This is a genomic window from Paenibacillus sp. FW126-R14 (assembly GCF_058789495.1).
This window is the reverse complement of sequence record NZ_JBYTBS010000005.1, coordinates 110,286-126,355: the sequence shown is the minus strand read 5'-3', so window position 1 is coordinate 126,355 and position 16,070 is coordinate 110,286. Positions and strand designations below refer to the sequence as shown.

Here is a 16,070-nt window from a genome sequence, read left to right as displayed (position 1 = left end):
CGTCAATACATGTTTATAAAATTTCTTTCGATCCACTATATTCTATGATCGACCATACTTATGATATGATAGATGATATCGTATAAATTCTAAAAAAGGGTGATTTCAATGTCCAAACGCAAACCAACAGCCGTTAATCGAAGAGCCAAAGAGGAAATCAATAAAAAAGCCATCATTTGGACAGGTTCCATTTTTCTTGTCGTCATCCTAGCCATGGCACTACTGCTCATTTTGAACAAATGATTGCGAGCCAAATGATTGAAATCATCACATTTCGAATTGTAATCGCTTTCTATATGAATGTCAACAGAAATCCTTTGTGTACATGAAATCGAAGATCGAGGCTGCCTCACTTGCAGAATATCCTGCGCATGAGGCAGCCTTTCTCTCTTTTAATCCAGCCATTTGTATTTCTTGCTTGGATTGCTGTCATTCGTCTGCAGCGGCAGCCCGAACGCTTGCTCAGGCTTTCCTCTGCCCGCACCGATTCCCGGATTACCGCCACCAGCCCCAGGCTGAGGCAGCACCCCTTTGCCGATCGTCACTTTGGTTTGATGTGTCACCATGTTATAAAGCTCTTCGATATCCCCCTGCAGCATCCTCACACAGCCATGCGACTCGTCTTTTCCGATGCTCGAAGGCTTATTCGTGCCGTGAATGGCATAAAGCGTGTCGGACAACGTCATCCCGCGGCTCCCGAACTCACCGTTCGATTTCCCATTCGGATTGCGCACCTTTTCGCTAATGATGAAATCGCCCTGCGGCGTTTTCTCGCCGCCCAGCCCAACAGGATAGCTGCGGATGATTGTATCTCCGCTAACTAGGGCCAGAACATATTTCTCCGTATCAATGACAATTCTGAGCGGTTCGCGCAATGGATCTGTAGAAGCTTTAGGCTGCGAGGAGCTTGGCACCGCATTCTCTTTGGCCTCTGGATTAACCTGGGCCTTCTCTTCCGTTTGCTTCGGCTCCTGCCGTTGTCCTGCTTGGGCAAGCTCCGCTTTAAGCATGCTGAGCGTCTGCGGAAACAGCTCCTGCATCTCCGGTGTAAGCCCAGGAAGCAGGTTATCCGGGTATGGCTTCGTTAACTGCTCTGGTTTCTCAGGCAGCATTCCCGTCCTTTGTTCGTAAGCCTTCATAGAGCTCTGCAGCACAATCGCCCGCTCCCGCTCCTGCATCCACTGATCAATGGCCGGGACGATGGCCGAGCTATCGGCAGCTTGGCAGGAACAAATCTGCGATTGATAGTACTTTAATGCCGCCGAACCTCCGCCGCCTCCTTCAGAAACAACGCCAATCAGCGGACTCACCGCTTTGTTCCACTCCGTCCATTTACCGTCTGCGCTTCGCGGCGCTTGCATAACAACAGATTCCCCGGCTCCCTGCCCGGACGATGTCAAGATTTGTTGAAGCTCCTTCCCCCAGTCCCCCTTCGAGAAAAAGAGCTTCGTTCTTGCCTGGTCTTCCTGTTTCACAGAGGTTTGGACCACGGGCGTCACACTTGCGGACGGGCTCTTTCGGCCAACGCTATCGGCCCATTGCTCCTTCGCAGAATCCATCGCAGCCGGAACGGCCAATAGCAGCAAAATGACCAATAACGGCATCCATTTCCCTGCCCCTTTCAGTCCCTTCTTAGATAGGGGCACGCTGACGTTATTAAGGACGGGAGGAGGGTAAGTAGGGAGCGGACCTTCAATCGTAATTTTTTGCCGCTCAAACGCCTCATAAATCTCCCCAGACTGAGCGAAGCAGTAAGCCGCCTTGCCCTCTTTCCCCTGCGCCGCGTATTCCCGGCCTAACAAATACCACGCCATTTTATGATCGGGATGATCTTTCACGTATTTTTTGAGATACAGCGGATCTTCAATCGGATTATGTTGGAAAAACCGCTCCAATTGATCATGATGATTCTTGGGTTTCAACCCGGACACCTCCCCCGCACGACTTCGAGACAGACTCTCTTTGATTTTTATCGGCATAAGGTCCTTGGAGTTGAAGCTGTAAAATAAAACGAGCCTGACGAAGGTTGCCCTTGGCCAGACTCATGACATTTACTTTGCAAAAGATTTTGTACGCAAAATCGCGGTTTGCGTTTCGGCATCCCACTGAACATCCAGCCCGATCTGCTCCGCGAAGAAACGAATCGGCACGAACGTACGGTCCTGCTTCACATATGGCGCAGCGTCCGTAGCTTGCTTGACGTCAGCTTGGCCTGCCTGCTTGCGAACGACCCCCGTGTCATCGATCGTCAATTCTACTGTCGTGTCGCCTTTGATTAGCTGTACAACCTTGGTACCCGAGCGCTCGGCATATTTGACTTCAAAGCCGAAGGTTTCACCGATAGCGCGGACTGGAACCATCGTTCGTCCGTTTTGAATTTCAGGCTGAGCATCGAAGGAAATCACTTTCTCTCCAGTTACGACCTTAATGCCCTGACTTGGCAAATCAGCAGGCAAATGATAAGGCGCTATTTTACGAATTTTGTTATTCAAAGTGTCTGCAACGACGATATTGCCTTGAGCTGTCACAAGAACATCATTAGGGCTGTAAAATTCAGCTGCCCGCTCCACGCCGTCGGTTTCGCCCGTTTGAACGGTTCCGGCAATGGTTGTCACTTTGCCGTTCAGTAAATAGCGAATGGCATGGTTTAAGCTATCCGCAATTACAATTCCGCCCTCAGAGGTCACTGCGAGACCTTTCGGGAAATCAAACTTCGCTTTCGACGCCTCACCATCGGCATAATCGCCGCCTGCGTACAGCTCATTCTTCGCATAGCTCACGCCGCTAGAAGAGCCCGCAACGGTCTTCACCGTTCCTGCTTGCAAATCGATATACCGGATAACTTGATTCCCCGTATCGCTTACATACAGGTTGCCTTTGCCGTCCAGCGCCAAACCGGAAGGTTCATTGAACTTGGCCGCGGTTAAATTGCCGTCTTGGAACTCGCCTGCGGAAGAAGCTTTGCCGGGACGAATTTCAATCGACCGGGTGGAAGCCGCGTTTAGCGTCGAAACCGTACCGTCCGCTGCGATTTTACGAATGACATGATTAAGCGAATCCGCTACGTACACCGTCCCGTCTGCCGCTACCGCAACATCGCTTGGGTGATTGAAGCTTGCGTCCGCAGCTTTCCCATCCTTCTTGCCTGGCACGCCATTGCCTGCCAAAGTGGTGACTTGTCCGTTCGTGTCCACTTTGCGAATCGCGTTATTTCCCGAGTCGGCTACATACACATTCCCCTTGCTGTCAACGGCTAAACCGGTAGGCTCGTTAAAAAAAGCTTGTGAAGCTTTGCCGTCAAGAAGGCCGCCGGTTGGAAACCCTTGGCTATTCTTCGTCACCACGACCTCTGGACCTGCGAACGTCGTGACTTTGCCTCCCGAAACTTTTCGAATGAGATGATTGCGGGTATCCGCAATGAGAATACTGCCGTCAGGCAGCTGAACGACACTCCCGGGAGCACGAAAACCGGCTTTAAACGCATCTCCGTTAATATCTTCAAAATCACCGATTCCCGCAAGCGTCGTGACATTCGACATGATTTGGCCATTGCTGGAAAGCAGCGCATCCGCTGATAATCCTGCCGCCCAAGCTGACGAACCTCCCCATAATGCTGCAACAGCCAGAGAGGAAACGAGTATATATTTCAAAGGTTTCATAGGTTTCTCCTTTTAAGATGATGAAGTGAAGATTAAACCCTGAGATCAGGCAAATTCACGATGATTTCAGAATTTCCGGCAACCTCTACTTTTTGTACGTCAGAACCATTTTTATGAATAATAACCACTTTCTCAACTTTAATTGTGTAAGGAGCTGTCCCTGTTTGCAAAGAACGTCCATTCATAGGGATTGCAACTAAATTTTTCTCCCCATTTACTTCAATATTCGCCGCTGAGCCAAAGTTAGTTACCGCATATACAAGCTCATTCTGTGTTTCACTCGGAAATTGTTTAATGTAATCCGCACTTGAAGCTGCATCGAAGATAGCTGAGTTGCTTCCCCATGAATTCGCTTTGAAATTAATATTCGGACCATAAGTTACGTGCAGCTCTACCCCATAAACGGAGTTATCGCCAATGAAATCACTTAAATTCACATTCAGTAGAAAATTACCCGAGGTGCTAACTTCACCATGGCTTAAGCTTAATCGTGGCGTTGGAGCTTCCGGATTCCTAAATTTGATTTTAAATTCACCGGAATTTACATCTGCGTTCGCTCCAGTAATTTTCTCTTTGGCGATCGTAACAGAAGCATTGGTTACATCATCGGCAGATGTATGTGCGATAGCATTTCCATTAAAAGCAACCGTAATCTTCGTATTGCTGTTTCGAGTTACTGAAGCAGTCAATCCTGCCGGTAGATGATTAACCGTAACACCCGTGCTCATATCCGAAGCAAATGTGCCATTTGCCAGTGTAATCACTTGCGTAGCGGAGATACTGCCATCATTCGCAGGCGATTCTTCAATAACTGGACTTTCCACACTGAGTGTTGGCGGCGTAGTTGGCGTCGAAGGCGTCGAAGAATCTGACCCCGATCCGCCCGATCCTGAATCTTGCTGTTTTTTCTTCTCTTCAATCAATTTAATCTGCGCTTCCAGCTGCTTCTTAACTTCAGCTTCTTTCTTCTCACGCTCAAGCTTGTTTTTCAACTTCTCAGCTTCAAGCTTTTTCAACTTCTCTTGCTTCGCTTTCTCTTTCTCCGCATCAATACCCGCTGTTTTATCTAAATCTTTGACTGTGCTTAAGTCTAATTTTCTACCTTGCTCGGAAATCTTCTTATTCGTTTCATTGATCAGTTTATCCATCGCCGAGCGGTCGATCTTGTTGTCCGCTAGCGCTTTTTTGGCAACATTTCCGATTAGATTATCGAAATTTTGTTTCACCTTTTCGAGCTCTTCTTTGCTCTTGATGACCAGATTTGGATCAATGGTTACTTTGCCTTCCGCAAGCTCCTTCGCTTTCTTGGCAATAAACTCATCGTTTTCCTTATCGATTTCCGCTTTATTAAGAATGAATTCCCTAATGACTTCCGGCGAAGCTTGGCTAATGAAATCATCCAGGTTTAGGAAGTCTACTTTCAGCGACAAATCTTGTGTTTCATCTCTGGAATCAAGCGAGATTTGTTGTGTTGGGTACAAGTAGGTAATGCTCGTCTTCTGTTCAAAGTCCTCGCCAATCGTTACGGTCGATGCGGAAACCTTCCCTGCTCCAACGGCCATCTTGATGCTTCCTGTCACCGGATCAACCATTACAAAGAACTGAGTTCCCCTTACTCCCATGACGGCAGTCGGCGTTTCAACTTCAAATTCATCATTAGAACCAGCTAATGACTTCACCTTAACCCACATGGAACCGGCCCATACTTTCAGCTTCGATTTCTTTTTCCCGTCAGCGGAATTCAGGTCCGACACGTTGATCTCGGCATTTTCGCCTAAAGTTACATCCGCATCCCCATTGCTCAAATTAAGCGTCACAGAAGAATTAGCCCCCGTATACACGGTATCTCCTTGATTTAGACTCATATTTTCATAGGCATCGTACGATTGGGAACCACCGCCTTTTTTGACGGTTACCTCTCCCGATAGTGACGCCACAACGGCCACCCGAACGGTTTTGGCGTCGGCCGGCTTAGCAAGCAGTCCCGAAATTAAACTGAGCACCAAACTCAGGCTTAAACATAATGAGACAAATGATTTCTTGGACATCCACATCTTGATTTCCTCCCCAGTTTCCATCCTTAAAGATTCCCGATCACTTCGTACACAGCAACGGGTTTTTCTTTCCCTTTGACCTTAATTTCGCCGATTGACTCGATGACAAAAAGGTCTTTCACACGCTCATAAGTCTGCTCGCTAATGAGAATTTGACCGGGCTTGGCATTGGATTCCAAACGCGCCGACAAATTCACCGTATCCCCGATAGCCGTGTAGTCCAATCGCAAATCCTCGGACCCGATATTCCCGACAACGGCAGGTCCGCTATTGATGCCGAGTCCGAACTTGACGCCGATCCCGTACTTCTCGATCAATTTCTGTTCCAGCACATTTGCCTGCGACTTCATCTCAATCGCTGCGCGAACAGCCATTTCCGGATGATTGTCATACTCAATGGGAGCGCCGAACATCGCCATGACGCCGTCGCCTATGAACTTATCGAGGGTTCCGTTAAATTTGAAAATAGCTTTTGTACATACGTCCAAATATTCATTAAGCACTTGGATAACCTGCTCAGGCTCCAACCGCTCAGACATCGGGGTAAACCCGCGGATATCGACGAAAATGAGGGAGATATCCTTCCGGCTGCCCCCAAGCTTAACATCCTCACCGGACTGCAGTAATTCATCGACGACGGACTTGGAAACAAACCTTCCGAAAATCCCTGTTACCCGGTTGCGCTCCTTGCGTTCCTCTAAGTAATGACTCACTAATGACCCTATGTAAATAGCAACTAAAGCGAATTGCGGATATACAAGCGGAGCAAACATGGACCCTGCAATATAGAAGGTTAACCAAACGCCGCCATAGAGCAAAAACAACCCTATAAAAATAAGAAGCGCCGTCTTCCCTCTGAATCTCTCAAATAAGAAAATAGCAATCAATGAAACCAAAAGAATAAGGCCGATACCGGCAGTCTTGCTCATGTCTTTGTAAAATTTGCTTTCCAGCAATGTTTGAATCATATTGGCATGTATTTCAATTCCAAACATCTTAACGGAGCTGATAGGCGTAGGATATTCATCCTGCATCGCTGTGACGAAAGGCCCAACCAGCACGATGCTTCCCTGTAGAGGCAATGGATTTTTGCTATTCAACACATCCACGAACGAAAGCATTTCGTAGCCGGTAGCCGCATCTACTTTCTGTCTGGGCAGCGTAAAAAACTCGGTCGTTACTTGATTTCTCTCATTCGTTGGCAGAACGGCGCTGCCGCGCTTCCACTCACCTGTCGCGTCGTCTCTCTTAACTTTCTCTTTGTCGTCAAGAACTAGATTGGCAAGCGCGACACTGAATGCCGGAATGTAAGATCCGTTCTCGTCCGGCAGCCCGACAGGCAGTTTGCGCGCCTTTCCATCCTTGTCAACAAATACGTTAATATGCGCCATTTGCTGTCTGTTGGTTGTTAAGGTTGAAGTTGGATAGTCGACTTTCTCAGGCACCAAATCTCCTGCTTGCTGTTGTTTGGAGGGATAATTGATTTGGACGGGCAGGATGATATTCTGATACTTGGCCAAGACATCAGCCAAAGCTTTATCGTCGGCGGGGTTTTTCGAAGGTTCGGCCAAGACCACGTCTATGCCGATAGCGGCTGCGCCGGATTGCTCCAGCTTTTCTATCAATTGCGCATACGTTGTACGGTCCCACGGGAACTTCCCGATCGCTTTTAATGACTTCTCATCAATCTTGATAATTTTGATTCGATCCTCGGGCTGACGCTCTTCAACTGACTTCGCTTTACGCAAAACATCTTGAAGGGGCCCCTCGACAAAATAAAATAATCCGCTCGAATTCACCGTGTAGAAATATGTCGATAACAGCATGAGGACAAGTCCTGCTGCCAGCGACTTGATCCATTTCTTTTTACCCATAAGAGCCTCCCTTATGTATACTAGCTTCATTGTAAGATGGAGGGAAACAATTGGCAATGAAAGATTACAAATAAATACAAATTGTAGCAAAAAAAAGCTCGGCCCCTTGGACAGGAACCGAGCTTTTTCGACATTTTTATGATTAGTTAAAAGGTGTATCCGCAACTTTGATGGAGTCTGTAGGGCAGCCATCTTGTGCATCTTGCAGATCATCGAACAGATCTTCAGGAATTTCAGTTACCCCTTTGTTGCCGTCTCCATCAAAAATCACTTCCGCCAAGCCTTCATCATCGTAATCATAGATGTCTGGTGCTGTAGCTCCGCAAGCGCCACAAGCAATACAAGTATCTTTATCAACGAATGTATACTTTGCCATAGTTTAACTCCTCCTCAATTTATCCTCATTGTAAAATATAATATAAATGAGGACAAAGTTCAAACCTTAAAATTGTTCTCCCTTAAAATACCTTTCAATAAAGTCCGCTAGAGCGACAATGTCATCTAAATCAAGGCTTGGCAGTGTTGAAAAATAAGAATCTAGCACCTCCACATGCGATGCAATCGCTACGGGCTCATGCCCCAGAGCTTGAATGATTGCACTCTGCTCCATTGTACGAAATACAGCGATCTTTGGATGCTTTTCCTTCTTAAATCCTTCAACAAATACATAATCCAAATGGTCGAAAGCTTCGATCTGTTCTTGCAAATCCGGCATCCGCCTTTTCTCGTAAATATGAATGGCTTCCGGAGAGATCGTCACAACGGCTTCTGCGCCGGACTGCGCAAAAATTGTAGAATCCGCGCCGGACGCCTCTTTATAATGTCCATGCGCATCATGTTTAATTACCGCCACTTGTTTGCCGCGGCGCTTCATTTCTACAACCAGCTTGGCGATCAGGGTCGTTTTGCCGCTGCCCGAATAGCCGGCAAAGCCCATGCAATGTGCCATATGCTCCTCACTTCTCCTCTTCTTTATGAAGCGGATTGTTCTTTAAGTGGTCCATCTGCAGAGAAGTCCCTCTCGCCTTATGATTTCTAATAAATGCGGAAGGATCGTCGCTCATCATCCCTGCGGTCAGAATCGCATTTTCCCCAAACTTGTCCCGCAGTCCATCCATAATCTTATTCAGACTTTCACGCTTCGGCTGCTTCTCATAGTCAAATAAATCAAGCTGCACGAACGTTTCTTCCTTGCTGGTCAAATTTTGCAGGGTGATACCCAACAGACGAACAGGGTTGCCATCGTCCCACTGGTGATCGTAGAGCTGACAGGAAGTTCGATAAATATCGTCCATATGCTCTGTCGGCGTAGGCAAAGTAACGGATCGCGTAATCGTTCTCATTTCCGGATCGCGGATCGTAATTTGAATGGTGGACGCCATCAATTCCTGCTTGCGAAGCCTTCTGGCTACCTGATCCGCAAGATTTAAGAAAACCCGGTGGATCTCTTTTCGATCGATATAATCCCGCGGCAGCGTGGTCGTATGACCGATGGATTTGCTTTGTTCCTGCTCGGGATTAACAGGCGAGTTGTCGATGCCGTTAGCCGATCGTTTCAGGTGCGGACCCATCACGCCGAAAAATTTGCTAAGCAAAGCCTCATCGCCAACCGCCAGTTGACCTATCGTGTGAATGCCGAGCTTTGTGAGCTTTTCAGCCGTCTTTTTCCCGATTCCATATAAATAATTGCACGGCTTGTCCCACAAGACAGCGGGTACATCCCGCAAGCGCAAAACAGAAATTCCGTTTGGCTTCTTCATATCCGAGCCCATTTTAGCTAATAATTTATTAGGCGCTACACCAATGGAGCAGGGCAGTTGAAGCTCGTTCATAATCCGTTGTTGGATCGCCCCCGCGATTTCCAGAGGCGTGCCGAACTGCTTGGAGCCCGTAATATCTACGAAGCATTCATCAATTGACATCGATTCGACCATTGGCGAATAACTATATACAATTTGCATAAAACGCCGGGAAAAACTACGGTACAATTCAAAATCCGGACGGATAAGCACCAAATCCGGGCAAATTTTCACAGCCTGTCTAACCTGCATGCCTGTCCTAATCCCAACGGAGCGCGCGGCATAAGAGGACGTAACAATAATTCCCCTGCGCAATTCGACGCTGCCCGCGACCGCAATCGGCTTTCCTTTATATAGCTCGGGCTCAACCGCCTCATGCACCGAACAATAAAATGCATTCATATCGATATGCAAAATGACTCTGCCTTGTTTGGGATAGTGATGCTCGACTTTCCTCATTTCACAATCCCTCCCGTGTTCAAAAGACCTAGATTAGAGCCATTTTCAGCATACAAAAAAATAATGTTTCAAGCAAACGCATTTTTGATGTTATGATGTCTTTACCCGTAAGATTATGATATAATCGTAAATTATACATTAGCGCTTTAAAGCAAACACACTAGCTTTTCTACAATCACCCATGTCACTTTGCCAGCTTTTGAAGGAGGAACCCATGCCAACATCAGTGAAAATCTTCGACACCACATTACGAGACGGAACCCAGGGAGAAGGCATCAGCCTATCCGTAGAGGATAAAATTAAAATCGCCCGCAAGCTCGATGAACTTGGGGTTCATTATATTGAAGGCGGCTGGCCGGGCAGCAACAGCAAAGACATCGAATTCTTTGAGCGCGTCCGTGACATGAAATTCACCAACGCGAAAATCACCGCCTTCGGAAGCACTAGACGCAAAGATTCCATCGCTGCGGATGACATTAATTTGAACAGACTTGTAGAGTCAGGCGCACAGGTAGCAACCATCTTCGGGAAGTCATGGGACTTCCACGTTCATACAGCCATTCAAACGACGCTAGAAGAAAACCTGGCTATGATTTATGACTCCGTGCTTTATTTGAAAAGCTGCGGCTTAGAAGTCATTTATGACGCGGAGCATTTTTTTGACGGTTACAAAAACAATCCCGAATACGCTCTGCAAACGATCAGCAAAGCCCAGGATGCCGGTGCCGACTGGATCGTGCTTTGCGATACGAACGGGGGCTCGCTGCCCAGCGAAGTAACAACGATCGTGTCAGCGGTTAAGCAGCATGTTTCCACACCAGTCGGCATTCATGCGCATAATGATTGCGAATTGGGCGTAGCGAACAGTCTGGCCGCCGTTCAAGCGGGCGCCGGACAAGTTCAAGGTACGATTAACGGCTACGGCGAGCGCTGCGGGAACGCCAATTTGAGCTCGATTATTCCAAACCTGCAGCTGAAGCTTGGTTATCATGTCATCACCGATGAGCAACTAAAATCGTTAACTCCGGTATCGAGATATATTAGCGAAATCGCCAACATGCATATGCCGATCAATCAGCCTTATGTCGGAAATGCGGCTTTCGCCCACAAAGGCGGCATTCACGTTTCTGCAATTCTGAAGGATGCCAGCACCTATGAACACACCAAGCCTGAGCTTGTCGGCAACAAGCAGCGGGTTCTTGTTTCAGAGCTTGCCGGCCAAAGCAATGTGCTTGTCAAAGCGCAGGAATTGAACTTAGACTTCAATAAAGAGCATCAGAAGACCAAAGAAGTCATCGAGAAGATTAAAGATCTCGAGCATCAAGGCTACCAATTCGAGGGAGCTGACGCCACCCTGGAGCTTTTGCTGCGCGAAGCCTTCGAAGGACTTGAAGAAATTTTCACCTTAGAATCGTTCAAAATGCTGGTGGAGAAATCGGCGAATCAATCCGTCGTCTCCGAAGCCATCGTCAAGGTTAAAGTGCACGGCGAAACGATCTATACCGCGGCAGAAGGCAACGGCCCTGTCAATGCTTTGGATAACGCCTTGCGTAAAGCGCTCATCCAGTACTACCCGGATATCAAGAATATCCACCTTTCCGACTACAAAGTACGTGTCCTCGACGAGAAAGGCGCTACCGCGGGTAAAGTTCGCGTCTTAATGGAAACGACGGATTTCAACACAACCTGGAACACGCTCGGGGTATCCAGCAACATCATCGAAGCCAGCTGGTATGCCCTTGTGGATAGCTTGCGTTATGCCCTCATCGGCCGACAACGCGTTGAGCCGGCCAACAAAGAGCAGAACGAGCGGCTCGGTTTGATCAATCACTAATCTTCATGCACAAAAAGCTGCAAAGTTTGGTCCGCGAGGCCAAATTGCAGCTTTTTTTGTTAACCTTTGATGAGATTCGCAATCTTCTTGTCCAGCTCTTTGGGCGGAAGCACGTGAATTACCTCGCGAACAACCCCATTTTTATCAATTAAGAAGCTCGTTGGAATGGCAACGACACGATACGTGTCCGCATTCGTCCCTTGCTTGTCCAAAAGCACCGGGAATGGATATTTATACGTTTCCACAAACTTCTTGATATTTTCCATTTTATCTCCAGGCGTTACATTCACCGCATACAGATCAAACTGTCCCTCATATTTGTTGTAGACATTGACAAGATCCGGCGCCTCTTCTTCACAAGGACCACACCAAGACGCCCAAAAATTAACGAGCAGCGGCTTCTCACGCGGACCGCCTATCGTATAAGCGTTCCCGTCAAGACCCGTCAGTGTAAAGGAAGGGGCCAAGTAATTCACCTGGGGCGCTTGTTCGGTAGGCATCAATGTCTCTTTATTTTGACGCTGGGCATTTTGATAAACTGCTATCCCGGCTAGGACTACGACCAATACGATCACCAATACATTCTTTTTCAAAAAGTCTTCACCTCCACTCTGTCTATATTATCTCCAAATCGGGCCAATTTCCAACATCCCCTCGTCTGCAAGTATTGCTTTCTCTTTAATTGGGAAAGTTAAGCCTACCAATCATGCAGAGAGGAATCACCAAAGTGAACAAAGTCGCAACATCTCATGCCAAATCCAGAACCAAGCATCCATTCACTGACATGTCCGGCAAAAGCGCAGGCAACAAATCCGGCGGCCAGTCGACCAAAGGCTCCATTTGGGAGTACATTGCTCTAGCAACCATCCCTTTAGTTCTCGTTTTGGGTAATTCCATGCTAGTCCCCATTTTACCGGATTTACAGGAAAAGATGGGCATCTCCCGCTTCCAAAGCTCGCTCGTTATCACACTGTTCTCTGTCGCGGCAGGAATTATTATCCCTGTTTCAGGTTATTTGTCCGACCGCTTCACTCGAAAATCAGTTATCATACCGTCGCTTATCGTCTATGGCGCTGCAGGGGTTCTGGCAGGCTTCGCAGCCGTTTGGAACTCTTACTCCATCCTTATTATCGCCCGCACTATACAAGGCCTTGGAGCAGCAGGTACCGCCCCTATAGCCATGGCCCTTGTCGGGGATTTATATAAGGGAGGAGACGCGAGCAAAGCTCTGGGGCTCATCGAAGCCTCCAACGGGGCTGGCAAGGTGGTTAGCCCGATTTTAGGCTCTTTGCTTGCCTTGATGATCTGGTTCGCGCCTTTTTTCGCATTTCCGGTTTTTTGCTTATTAGCTTTGCTAGCCGTCATTTTTATGATCAAAGAACCGCCCAACGAGAAGAAAGCCGATCCTCTCGGCGTTTACTTAAAGCAGATAGGGAATATACTCCGAGAAAAAGGACGCTGGCTTATCCCTGCCTTTTTCGCCGGATCGATTACGCTGTTCATTCTTTTCGGCGTACTCTTTTATTTATCGCAAATATTGGAAGAGAAGCCTTACAACATCGACGGAGTCCGCAAAGGCTTCGTTCTGGCCATTCCTCTGCTCTGCATGGTCATCACCTCGTATACAACCGGCGCCAAAATCAAGCAAAACGGCCTGCTAATGCGATGGTTAATGAACATCGGTCTGATCTTGATGACTGTTTCTTTAACGTTAGCCATCTTTCTCAACACGAATCTGTATATATTCATCGGCTTGCTCTCACTCAGCGGAATCGGAACAGGTCTCCTGCTTCCCTGTTTAAACACCATGATTACCGGTTCTGTGGAGCGCGAGCAGCGCGGCATGATCACATCGATGTACAATAGCCTTCGCTTTATCGGCGTAGCTTTCGGCCCGCCTTTATTCGGATGGCTCATGAATATGTCGCACAAAACGTTATTCATCGCGGTAGCCGCCATGGCGCTCCTGATGCTGGCTCTCGTATTCTTCTTCATTAAACCGGATAAGGAACTGAAACAAAAAGCATGATATACTAGCCTCAATCCAAGCTACAAGCTTTAAAGAGGTGCAGGCGCCAGTGATCGTTCAATTCCAAAAAGAGCTCTACAACCATCTGCTCAGTCATAGTCTGCAAAAGCTTCCAGAGGAAGCTTGCGGCCTTATTTTGGGGGAACCTTTGCCAAGCAGTAAGGATATTCTCTCAGCAAGAACATTTGTTCCCATTCGAAATATTTCCCACAATCCCCGGAATCATTTCGAGCTAAATCCCGTCGAGATGATTCCCTTTCTTACAGACCGCCATCATCCGGTTATCGGGTTGTTCCACTCTCACCCGTCAGCTCCCGCGGTTCCGTCCGAGATGGATCTGCAAACCCTTTGGCATACGATTCCCACGTACTGGATCTTGTCCTTGCAGCATACGAATAAACCCGAACTTCACCTGTACCAAATAAAAAACGCCACCCCGACCGGTTATCACAAACTGGAGTTTGCAATCGGTCAATGATGGCTTAACAGGGCATATAGATCGCCTAATGTATCTACATTCTTCGCTTTAATTTCCTCCATGAACCTTGACCAAAGCTGCGCTGTCATCAAGGAATCCTCGAGAGCATGGTGACGTTGTGTAACCGGAATTTCATAGGCATGAAGCAAAGCGTCCAGGCTTAAATTTTTCCTCTTCGGCATCAAAAACTTCGCAACCATCATCGTATCGAGAACGCGATGGGACAGGCTGACCTTGGAGGTGCGCCAGAGGGCGGAATTCAAAAAGTTTTTGTCATGTCCGGTTGCATGGGCAACCAAGATGCGCTGCTGGACAAACTCCAGAAAATCGCTTAGAACGCCGATCAGTTCCGGAGCATCGGCAGCCATTTCATTCGTAATCCCCGTTAGTTTAACAATGTCGTCGGGAATTTTCCGCTTCGGGTTTACGATGCTATAAAAGGTGTGATCCTTTTGCACTTCACCGCCAATGACAGAGACCCCTCCGAACGAAATAATTTCATCGCCGTTATACGGAGAAAATCCCGTCGTCTCCAAATCGAAAACGACAATTTCCATGGCGTGCAGCGGTATTTCAAACAGGGAATCCTTCCGCTGTTCTTTTAACATAGAGCGAATAAAGGCCATCTGCTGCGCACTTTGCACATCGAACATGGAGGTGATCGCCGGCGTTAAGCCTCCCATTTTGTACAGCTGCCACATACGTCCGGCCGGGCGCATATCTTTCATTCCGAATCACCTCCCGCACAAGAAATTGGCCTTCCGACTTTTCTACCCTTTTTCTCTCTCTTTGTGTGAAACAATCGACTTTTTCACAAATTTCTGCAATTCAGCCCCGGCGCGCAGACAATGTTTCAATTCCTGTTTGATCTCTTTGGTCAATTGATCTGCCCCAAGCTTCCCCCGGGTCGTATACATCTCATTCTCCAGTTGAAATGGCGTCAAATCCCTTAGTTTAAGCGCGATATCAAAAGCCTCCGACCATTCGTTCGCTAACCCTTCAGCAATAAACGAGCTATCCTTCAACAGCTTTATTCGCTGCCAAGTGGAAGATTGCGCAATCCCGGCCTGGATCGCTAGGAGCCGAATGCCATTTACAATAGGAATATAAGCGCCATATTTGATATCAAAACCACCCGCGTCTTCCCCATACCTTTCGGTAATGAGTTGGCCGAAGACACCCAAAGATATTTTGTGGTGGAGCGTATTCGATAATAAATAATCCAAAATGTCCGGTTGCTCCTGAACATAGGCCAGAAATGCATTTTTAATGGGATCAGCCAAACTCTGTGCGCCGTAAATACAGCGCATATCCGCCAAAATAAGCAGATAGCGAACATTTTCCCAATTAGGCTCTTGCAGCCACCCCATCATCATATCGAGGTATCCGGCTAACGGCTTACGCCATTGTTTGTTGCTGGAGATAACATTGCCTTCACAAGGCGGATAACCCAGAGCATCCAGCCCTTCTAAAATGCAATCAACCAATTTAACGAAGTACGCTTCTAATTGTTCCTCCGTGTGTTCCCCGCTATCGCCGTAAACCAGCCCGTTATCCTGATCGCTCCAGAGCGTTTGCTCACTTCGTCCTCCGCTTCCGAACAAAAGAAAAGCATACGGCACGGGAGGCTTCCCATAACCCTCGTCTTCCAAAATATGTTCAGCCAGCTCGATTGTTCTCTGAATGAAAGCATCATGAATGGCATTCACTTGCCGTCCTAATTCAGGCGTATGAGCGAAAAGGAGATGCTCCCGAAACATCTCATGCACCTGATCTCTGGCGATTCGCATCTCATCGAACTGTTCCGATAAATAGATACGCTCCAGGATCTGTTCCATTGAGAGATGTTTCATGTTGCATCCCCTTTGCTAAAGTAGAAAGTTA

Annotated in this window: 14 protein-coding genes; 4 read left to right on the top strand and 10 right to left on the bottom strand. The window is 47.6% G+C overall.

Features of this window, described 5'->3' with window-relative positions; all coding sequences use genetic code 11:
* Positions 1–108: 108 nt before the first annotated feature.
* Entirely contained in the window at positions 109–243 is a 135-nt protein-coding gene (locus AC3WRW_RS05225; protein ID WP_492545294.1) for a hypothetical protein, read from the top strand.
* Positions 244–392: 149 nt separating this feature from the next.
* Here AC3WRW_RS05225 and AC3WRW_RS05220 read toward each other — a convergent pair whose 3' ends face one another.
* The 7 genes from AC3WRW_RS05220 to AC3WRW_RS05190 form a co-directional block, all read right to left on the bottom strand.
* A complete protein-coding gene (locus tag AC3WRW_RS05220) occupies positions 393–1,922 on the bottom strand; it encodes a L,D-transpeptidase (protein WP_492545293.1) in 1,530 nt (509 codons plus the stop codon).
* Between the two features lie 129 nt (positions 1,923–2,051).
* Complete coding sequence (locus AC3WRW_RS05215; protein WP_492545292.1) at positions 2,052–3,659, bottom strand: NHL domain-containing protein; 1,608 nt, start codon at positions 3,657–3,659, stop codon at positions 2,052–2,054.
* A 32-nt stretch (positions 3,660–3,691) separates the two neighbouring features.
* Positions 3,692–5,713: a FecR domain-containing protein gene (locus AC3WRW_RS05210; RefSeq protein ID WP_492545291.1), complete on the bottom strand. Its 2,022-nt coding sequence runs from the start codon at positions 5,711–5,713 to the stop codon at positions 3,692–3,694.
* Positions 5,714–5,739: 26 nt separating this feature from the next.
* The gene (locus AC3WRW_RS05205) at positions 5,740–7,587 is read right to left on the bottom strand and encodes a CHASE2 domain-containing protein (protein WP_492545290.1); all 1,848 of its coding nucleotides are present in this window, start codon (positions 7,585–7,587) and stop codon (positions 5,740–5,742) included.
* A 142-nt stretch (positions 7,588–7,729) separates the two neighbouring features.
* On the bottom strand, positions 7,730–7,963 hold the full coding sequence (locus AC3WRW_RS05200; RefSeq protein ID WP_029193460.1) for a ferredoxin: 234 nt from the start codon (positions 7,961–7,963) through the stop codon (positions 7,730–7,732).
* Between the two features lie 66 nt (positions 7,964–8,029).
* The gene (gene mobB / locus AC3WRW_RS05195) at positions 8,030–8,536 is read right to left on the bottom strand and encodes a molybdopterin-guanine dinucleotide biosynthesis protein B (RefSeq protein WP_492545289.1); all 507 of its coding nucleotides are present in this window, start codon (positions 8,534–8,536) and stop codon (positions 8,030–8,032) included.
* Positions 8,537–8,543: 7 nt separating this feature from the next.
* Complete coding sequence (locus AC3WRW_RS05190) at positions 8,544–9,845, bottom strand: DNA polymerase IV (RefSeq protein ID WP_492545288.1); 1,302 nt, start codon at positions 9,843–9,845, stop codon at positions 8,544–8,546.
* A 214-nt stretch (positions 9,846–10,059) separates the two neighbouring features.
* Here AC3WRW_RS05190 and cimA point away from each other — a divergent pair, with 214 nt between their 5' ends.
* On the top strand, positions 10,060–11,679 hold the full coding sequence (cimA, locus tag AC3WRW_RS05185; protein ID WP_492545287.1) for a citramalate synthase: 1,620 nt from the start codon (positions 10,060–10,062) through the stop codon (positions 11,677–11,679).
* Positions 11,680–11,738: 59 nt separating this feature from the next.
* Here cimA and AC3WRW_RS05180 read toward each other — a convergent pair whose 3' ends face one another.
* Positions 11,739–12,272, bottom strand: coding sequence for a TlpA family protein disulfide reductase (locus AC3WRW_RS05180; RefSeq protein WP_492545286.1), 534 nt, complete (start codon positions 12,270–12,272; stop codon positions 11,739–11,741).
* A gap of 191 nt (positions 12,273–12,463) precedes the next feature.
* On the opposite strand from AC3WRW_RS05180, the gene AC3WRW_RS05175 reads away from it, so the two are divergent.
* Both AC3WRW_RS05175 and AC3WRW_RS05170 read left to right on the top strand, forming a co-directional pair.
* Positions 12,464–13,708, top strand: a complete 1,245-nt coding sequence (locus AC3WRW_RS05175; protein WP_492545396.1) for an MFS transporter — start codon at positions 12,464–12,466, stop codon at positions 13,706–13,708.
* Between the two features lie 49 nt (positions 13,709–13,757).
* On the top strand, positions 13,758–14,186 hold the full coding sequence (locus tag AC3WRW_RS05170) for a M67 family metallopeptidase (protein WP_492545285.1): 429 nt from the start codon (positions 13,758–13,760) through the stop codon (positions 14,184–14,186).
* Here the strand turns inward: AC3WRW_RS05170 and AC3WRW_RS05165 are convergent.
* A complete protein-coding gene (locus tag AC3WRW_RS05165; RefSeq protein ID WP_492545284.1) occupies positions 14,180–14,914 on the bottom strand; it encodes an exonuclease domain-containing protein in 735 nt (244 codons plus the stop codon). The two genes, AC3WRW_RS05170 and AC3WRW_RS05165, sit on opposite strands and share 7 nt — an antisense overlap.
* 42 nt (positions 14,915–14,956) lie before the next feature.
* Positions 14,957–16,039: a DUF294 nucleotidyltransferase-like domain-containing protein gene (locus tag AC3WRW_RS05160; protein WP_492545283.1), complete on the bottom strand. Its 1,083-nt coding sequence runs from the start codon at positions 16,037–16,039 to the stop codon at positions 14,957–14,959.
* Between the last annotated feature and the right edge of the window lie 31 nt (positions 16,040–16,070).

Bases quoted from the DNA above. Each gene is read 5' to 3' on its own strand.
- AC3WRW_RS05225 (WP_492545294.1), top strand. From the start codon at position 109: ATGTCCAAACGCAAACCAACAGCCGTTAATCGAAGAGCCAAAGAGGAA.
- AC3WRW_RS05215 (WP_492545292.1), bottom strand. From the start codon at position 3,659: ATGAAACCTTTGAAATATATACTCGTTTCCTCTCTGGCTGTTGCAGCA.
- AC3WRW_RS05210 (WP_492545291.1), bottom strand. From the start codon at position 5,713: ATGTGGATGTCCAAGAAATCATTTGTCTCATTATGTTTAAGCCTGAGT.
- AC3WRW_RS05205 (WP_492545290.1), bottom strand. From the start codon at position 7,587: ATGGGTAAAAAGAAATGGATCAAGTCGCTGGCAGCAGGACTTGTCCTC.
- AC3WRW_RS05200 (WP_029193460.1), bottom strand. From the start codon at position 7,963: ATGGCAAAGTATACATTCGTTGATAAAGATACTTGTATTGCTTGTGGC.
- mobB (WP_492545289.1), bottom strand. From the start codon at position 8,536: ATGGCACATTGCATGGGCTTTGCCGGCTATTCGGGCAGCGGCAAAACG.
- AC3WRW_RS05190 (WP_492545288.1), bottom strand. From the start codon at position 9,845: ATGAGGAAAGTCGAGCATCACTATCCCAAACAAGGCAGAGTCATTTTG.
- cimA (WP_492545287.1), top strand. From the start codon at position 10,060: ATGCCAACATCAGTGAAAATCTTCGACACCACATTACGAGACGGAACC.
- AC3WRW_RS05175 (WP_492545396.1), top strand. From the start codon at position 12,464: ATGTCCGGCAAAAGCGCAGGCAACAAATCCGGCGGCCAGTCGACCAAA.
- AC3WRW_RS05165 (WP_492545284.1), bottom strand. From the start codon at position 14,914: ATGAAAGATATGCGCCCGGCCGGACGTATGTGGCAGCTGTACAAAATG.
- AC3WRW_RS05160 (WP_492545283.1), bottom strand. From the start codon at position 16,039: ATGAAACATCTCTCAATGGAACAGATCCTGGAGCGTATCTATTTATCG.